The following is a 1,875-nucleotide window of genomic DNA, read 5'->3' on the forward strand; positions in this document are numbered from 1 at the left end:
CGATGGCGTCTGCCCGTGCGCGCGGGCAGACGCTAGCGGGTGCCCGTCACATGGATGCAATCAGAATCGGTCATTCCGGACGCAGGCAGACGGGGTATCCTACGAATGCACGGGACGGCAACCATGCACCAGCTGACCACGACACGTCATTTTCGGACGCTGTTTCTATCGGATGTCCATCTGGGCTCGAAGGCGGCGCAGGCCGAGATGCTGGTCGACTTCCTTCGGGTCCACGACGCGGAAAAGATCTATCTCGTCGGCGACATCTTCGACGGATGGCGCATGAAGCGCTCCTGGCATTGGCCGCAGTCGCATAACGACGTCGTGCAGAAACTCCTGCGCAAGGCGCGCAAGGGGGCGACGATCATCTATATCCCCGGCAATCACGATGAGATCCTGCGCGATTTTCCCGGTCAGCATTTCGGCGGCGTCGAGGTCAAGCTGACGGACATCCATACAATGGCCGACGGGCGCCAATTTCTCGTGATCCATGGTGACGAGTTCGATGTCGTCGTCTGTAACGCTCGTGTTCTCGCCTATCTTGGCGACTGGGCGTATGACGCCGCGATCGCCATTAATGTCGTATTCAACGTCGTCCGCCGCCGGTTGGGCTTCCCCTATTGGTCGATCTCGTCATGGGCGAAGCTCAAGGTGAAGAACGCCGTCAACTTCATCGGCGCTTTCGAGAGCGCGCTCGCCGAAGAGGCGAAGCGGAACGGCTGCGACGGCGTCATCTGCGGTCATATCCACTATGCGCAGATGGTCCGACACGGCGACATCGAATACGTCAACACGGGCGATTGGGTCGAAAGCTGCACGGCTCTCGCCGAACGCCACGACGGTTCTCTCGAACTGATCCGCTGGAGCGAAACAATGTCGGAGGAAGCGCCTGCTCGGCCCCCCGTCGACGTTCGTGCGTCGCCGCGTCGACCGGTGGAGGCTGCTTGAGATGCGCCGAATTCTGATCGCGACCGATGCCTGGCATCCGCAAGTCAACGGCGTGGTCCGCACCCTTGCCAACCTCATCGACCAGCTCCGCGAGCGCGGAATCGAAGTCCGCGTCGTCACTCCGCTCGACTTTCGCACCGTTGCCTGTCCGACTTACCCGGAAATTCGGCTGGCAATTGCCTCCGCCGATCGCTTGGCGGCAGCGATACGCGAATTCGACCCGACGGCGATCCATATCGCCACCGAGGGACCGATCGGGCTTGCCGCTCGGCGCGCGGCGCTCCGTCTCGGGCGGTCCTTCACCACCAGCTTTCACACCCGTTTCCCGGAGTATCTACGCCAGCGCGCGCCCGTCCCCGAGGCGCTGACCTATGCCTGGCTTCGCCGGTTTCACGCTCCGGCTGCGGCCTGCCTCGTGCCCACCCAATCGATGCGCCGAAATCTGGCCGAGTTCGGCTTCGGCAACCTCGTCACCTGGACGCGCGGCGTTGACCGGCGGCTCTTTCGCCCCGTTCACCCCGTCGAGCTCAATTTGCCAAAGCCGGTCTTCCTCACGGTGTCGCGTGTCGCACCGGAGAAGAACCTTACGGCGTTTCTGGATATCGATTTGCCGGGCTCCAAGCTCGTGGTCGGCGATGGGCCGATGTTGAGCGAATTGGCGCTGCGTTACCCGGACGTGCATTTCGCCGGGACGCAGTCGGGCGATACCTTGGCGCGCTATTACGCCGCCGCCGATGTCTTCGTGTTTCCTTCGATGACCGACACCTTCGGGATAGTCCTCATCGAGGCGCTCGCTTGCGGGATTCCGCTCGCCGCCTTTCCGGAGCCGGGACCGCTCGACGTGATCGGATCGTCAAAGGCTGGGCATATGTCCGATGATTTGCGGGAAGCCTGTCTCGCTGCTCTGTCGCTTGATCCTCAGGACGC

General features: G+C 62.6%; 2 protein-coding genes. Both read left to right on the forward strand.

Translation table 11 applies throughout. The features are described from left to right. Positions 1 to 123 precede the first annotated feature (123 nt). The gene (locus tag VQ044_RS24980; RefSeq protein WP_327645717.1) at positions 124 to 948 is read left to right on the forward strand and encodes a UDP-2,3-diacylglucosamine diphosphatase; all 825 of its coding nucleotides are present in this window, start codon (positions 124 to 126) and stop codon (positions 946 to 948) included. 1 nt (position 949) lies between these two features. Next, the coding region (locus VQ044_RS24985) for a glycosyltransferase family 4 protein (protein ID WP_327691585.1) at positions 950 to 1,875 on the forward strand (926 nt) is incomplete at its 3' end.

This window comes from Aurantimonas sp. C2-5-R2, assembly GCF_036549495.1.
GTDB lineage: Bacteria > Pseudomonadota > Alphaproteobacteria > Rhizobiales > Rhizobiaceae > Aurantimonas > Aurantimonas coralicida_A.